The sequence below is a fragment of the Streptomyces sp. NPDC055239 genome (assembly GCF_053606205.1).
On the sequence record NZ_JBSGRD010000001.1, the window covers coordinates 678,631 to 683,257 of the forward strand.

At 67.7% G+C, this 4,627-nt stretch carries 3 protein-coding genes; all 3 read left to right on the plus strand.

Annotation, left to right across the window (positions count from 1 at the left end):
* Positions 1–28: 28 nt before the first annotated feature.
* On the plus strand, positions 29–3,499 hold the full coding sequence (locus ACWFRJ_RS02805) for an AAWKG family protein (protein WP_453524378.1): 3,471 nt from the start codon (positions 29–31) through the stop codon (positions 3,497–3,499).
* Positions 3,500–3,677: 178 nt separating this feature from the next.
* A complete protein-coding gene (locus ACWFRJ_RS02810; RefSeq protein ID WP_453525052.1) occupies positions 3,678–4,133 on the plus strand; it encodes a YbaB/EbfC family nucleoid-associated protein in 456 nt (151 codons plus the stop codon).
* Positions 4,134–4,135: 2 nt separating this feature from the next.
* Positions 4,136–4,507, plus strand: coding sequence for a hypothetical protein (locus ACWFRJ_RS02815; RefSeq protein ID WP_453524379.1), 372 nt, complete (start codon positions 4,136–4,138; stop codon positions 4,505–4,507).
* Positions 4,508–4,627 lie beyond the last annotated feature (120 nt).

Below are 4,627 nucleotides of genomic sequence, written 5' to 3' on the forward strand. Positions count from 1 at the left end.
GACGACAACAGACCAGGAAGGGCGCCCGGTGGCGGAAGACACAGGCATCGACGAAAATTACGACGACCACCTCAAGCACGTCGCCAACGGCAAATACTTGGAGACCGACGTGTGGGCCGACCTGGTCGCCCACATCACTGGCTATCCGATGCCGAAGCGCCCCGAACTCTTCGACAAGCTCCGCTCCGACAAGGGCGGCAAGCTCTTCCGGATGGACTTCCAGGAGAAGAGCATCAAGACGGCCGTCGAGGACTCCACCGGCTTCGCGATGAACTCGGACGACGACTACGACATCTGGTTCTTCGACAAAGACAAGACGATGGAAGTCAAGCAGGCCCGGATCGTCTTCGAGGGCCGCGTGAAGTCCGGTGACGAGGTCATCTTCGCCTCTGCGGGCTCCGACAACGTGAACGACGCAAGTGTCCGGTCGGGTAACGAGTTCACGGACTACAACGACGACAAGATGGACAGTCGGCCACTCGCCCAGTACATGAACGGACCGCGGGCGGCACTCATGGCTCTGCTGGAGGGCAGTACCGAGGGCACCAAGTTCAGCGAGCTGCCCGTTCCGGGCGGCGACGCCGTGATCCTGAAGTCCTTCGACGACACCGGGAAGTCCTTCGACTATGCCGCGAAGTTCTTCAAGGACCAAGCGCCGCTCCTGAAGGAGTGGGAGGACCGCTTCGGCGCGGACGACGCGAGCTGGAAGGGCGAGGCGGCGGACGTCTTCCGCAGCCTGCTCGAGAAGATCCGCGAGAACTACGACAACTACGTCGAGACCTTCAACTCCGCCGTCGGCGGAGGCAGCGGGACCAGCACCGACGGCACGGTGTACTCACGCGCGCTCGCACTGGGCCGTACGTACCTGGAGGACGCCGCGAGGGATCTGCTCGCCGCATGGCTGAAGTGGGCCAACTCCCCGCATTACGACCCGCATCAGGTACTGCGCTATGTCCTGGACGACCTCGCCACGTGGGTGAACGAGAACAACGTCAAGAAGACGGACATCGAGGCGATCGGTCCCTACTACACCACCTACATGCACAGCCCGCACAGCGACTTCAGTCAGGTGCACGATTACGGCGACCTCACCGACTCCGCCACCTGGACGAAGGTCGGCGACAAGGCGGTCGAGATCTGGACCCAGGGTGTCGACAAGTACCTGGGCGAGGAAGCCGCCATAGTGCAGTCCCGCCTGAACAACCACTTCATCGACCTCAGCAAAGACTTCTCCGAAAACATCCCCAAGCCGAAGACGACCAGCACGGCTTCGGAGGACTACAAGGACAAGAAGGCGGAAGACGCGGCTGACGCGGCGGCCAAGGCGAACGCGGAGGCCGCCGCGGCCGCGAAGAAGGCGGCTGACGACGCGAAGAAGGCGAACGACGAGAACAAGGCGGCCGCGAAGGAGGCGGCTGACGAGGCGAAGAAGGCGAACGCGGAGAACAAGGCGGCCGCGAAGGCGGCTGCTGACGAGTTGAAGAAGCAGCGTGCGGAGGACAAGGCGGACGCGGCCAAGGCGCGCGCGGAAGCCGAGGCCGCGGCCAAAGCCAACAGCAAAGCCCTGGGGGACAGCCTCGGCGGCCTCAACAATCCTGGTGGGGGCGGGGGCAACCAGAAGCTCAACCTCGACGACCTGCTGAACCCGGGCGGCAACCAGAACAACGCGAACCACCCGCCGACCGAGAGCCTCGGCAACCTTGGCAACCTGAACGGCCCCGGTGGTGGCCCCGGCGGTGCGAACAACCCCGGTGGTGGCCTCGGCGACTCGAACAGCCCCGGCGGTGGCGGGGGGCAGCAGTCCGTCGCGGTGCCTCCGATCCCGCAGAACCTGGGTAACCTCGGCAACCTGAACGGCCCCGGTGGTGGCCTCGGCGGCTTGAACAGTCCCGGCGGTGACGGGACGCAAAAGCGCGCCGCCATGCCCCCGGTTCCGGAGAACCTGGGCAACCTCGGCAACCTGAACACCCCCGGCGGCGGGCTCGGCGGGATCAACGGCGGTGCGAACACGCCTCTCAAGAGCCCGACCGGCGGCAGCACCCAGCTGGGCGACAACAAGCAAGTCACCGCCGACTTCCCGGACGGCAGCAGCAGCGCCTTCGACCCCGACAGCGGCACGCTCACGACCACCAACCCGGACGGCTCGACCACCACGCAGAACCTGGGCGACGGCACCAAGGTGACGAACCCGGACGGCTCGGTGACCTCGCTCGGGGACGACGGCAAGCTGACCACCACCTTCCCCGACGGCACCGTTCAGAACGTCGACCCTTCGACCGGCCAGGCGGTCACGACCGACCCGGACGGCAAAACCACCACCCAGAACCTCGGCAATCTGGGCAACATCAACGGTGGGAACAGCGGGAACGGCGTGGGGAACCTGGGCGACCTCGGCGACATCAACTCCGGGATGGACACCCAGTCGAACGGCGACCTGGGCAACCTGGGCAATCTCGGGGACTCCAACAATCTCGGCAATCTCGGGGACCTCAACAACCTCGGGGACCTCAACAACAACCAGTCCGGCCTGGAGACACCGACCGGCGGGCACACCTCGCTCGACGGCAACGACTTCACCACCAAGTTCGCGGATGGCGGCAAGGCCACCTTCGACCCGGACACCGGGATGCTCACCAGCACCGACGCGGACGGCAGTACCAAGCTGACCGATCTCACCCACGGGGCGAAGGTGACGAACCCGGACGGCTCCGTCACCTCCCTCGACAACGGCGAGCCGGTCACCACCTTCCCGGACGGCAGCTCGCAGAAGATCAATCCGGACACCGGCGTCGCCACCCTCACCGATCCGCAGGGCGGCACCAAGACGATCGACCTGCACGACCTCAACCCCGTAGGGGACAAGAGCAACCTGGACATCCCCAACAGCCTCGACATCCCCAACGGCGGAGGCGGCGGCGGGGGCGGCAACCGGGATGTGACGCTCCCCGATCTGAACACCGGTGGCAGCGGTGGCAGCGGCGGCGGAGTGGGCGCGGGCGGCGGCAGCCCGCTGTCCGTCGGTGCCGGCGCAGGCCTCTCCGGGGGCTCCGGCTCGCTGGACGGTCTCGGCGCGGGCGGGGCTTCCCCGCTCTCCGACGGCGCGTCCGCGAACAGCCCGTCCGGTTCCTCCGGCGGGGGCGGCACACCCGGCGCTCCTGGCACGCCCGGCTCGCCCGGCATGCCGATGGGCGGCGGCATGGGCGGCATGGGCGCGGGCGGCGAGAAGGGCAACGGCGAGCGGGTGCGCTCCGTACTTGTCGACGCGGTGGAGGAGAGCGAGCGGCGCAACCGCCGCAGCAGGCGCAGCCCGTGGAACCGGCAGGAGGACAGCGACACCTTCCTGGCACCGGCCTCCCGCGTGTCGACCACCGGCGGCGACAGCTCCGAGGAAGAGGCGGAGTCGGGCCGAAGGGTCACCACTTCCGCCGACTATCTGGAAGAGGACGCCGACGTATGGGGAACCGAGGAGGGCGGTACCCCGTCCGTCATCGGTCGATGACTCCCGGAGCCCCGGTTCGATCACCGCGGAGAGACGAATCCCATGCGGCCCCCGCTTCCGTAACCGGCTCTCACCAGGCAAGATCATGTGCGCAGTTGATGTACGTGGGACCAGGACCTGACACGCGCGGACCCGGTCCGGGCGTAGGGGAAGACCGAGGCGGAAGGGAGGCGCGGACCTGATGGAACCATTGGAGAAGCGTCTGGAGAAGGCGATGGCCGAACTCCAAACGGCCCAGGAGGGGGTCGCGCGCACCGAGCGCGAGCTGCGCGATGCGTCGTTCGCCGTGCTCTCGTCCGACCGCGCGGTCCGCTCCACCGTTGGCCCGCAGGGCGAGTTGACCGGGATCGAGTTCCTGGAGAACAAGTACCGCGACATGTCCCCGCAGGAGCTGGCCGCCAGCGTCCTGGAGTCGGCGAACGCCGCGCGCCTGAAGATGAACCGCCACGTGATGAAGGCGTTGGCGCCCTTCGCCGAACCCAGCAGCGAGGTACCCGAGCTGAAGGGCTTCGAGCTGGACTGGGAGCGGATCTTCGGTCCCGAGGTGCTCCGCGAGGACAAAGAGGACACGGCACGCGGCGGTCAGCCGACCCCCGCCTGGCGTGACGCGATCGGCGAGGACGGGGAGAACTGACCATGGGACAGCGGTACTACGCCGATCCGCAGCGCATCGAGGCCCTGTCGGAGCAGCTGGAGGAGATCGGCACCCTCGCCAGGAGCATGACCGAGGAGTTCCTCGACGAGCTCGCTCCCACGGTCAGCTGGCCCGGCACGAGCGGCGACTTCGCCGAGAAGGCCAAGCCGCAGGAGCAGAAGGAGCGGCAGACCACCAAGGACACCATGCTGTCCATCCGCGACGCCCTGACGAGCATCACCGATGCCACGGTCAGCCAGGTCCGCATGATGCAGGGCACCCGCGACCGCAACATCGAGGACATCGAGCAGGGCAAGAACCGCATCGACGCCAACGGTCTTGACGGTGACTCGGGCGGGCATGGGCGCCGCTGACCACCGCACCGCAGGCCGCTCCCACACCACGCCGGGAGCGGCCACTCGGTCCTGCTCGCGTCACCTCCAGGACGGCGCCGCCGCTCCGTCCTGCCCGCGCGGCCCACAGGACGGACCCCT

Excerpts from the sequence above, each read along its gene's own strand:
- ACWFRJ_RS02815 (WP_453524379.1), top strand. The coding sequence starts at position 4,136 with ATGGGACAGCGGTACTACGCCGATCCGCAGCGCATCGAGGCCCTGTCG.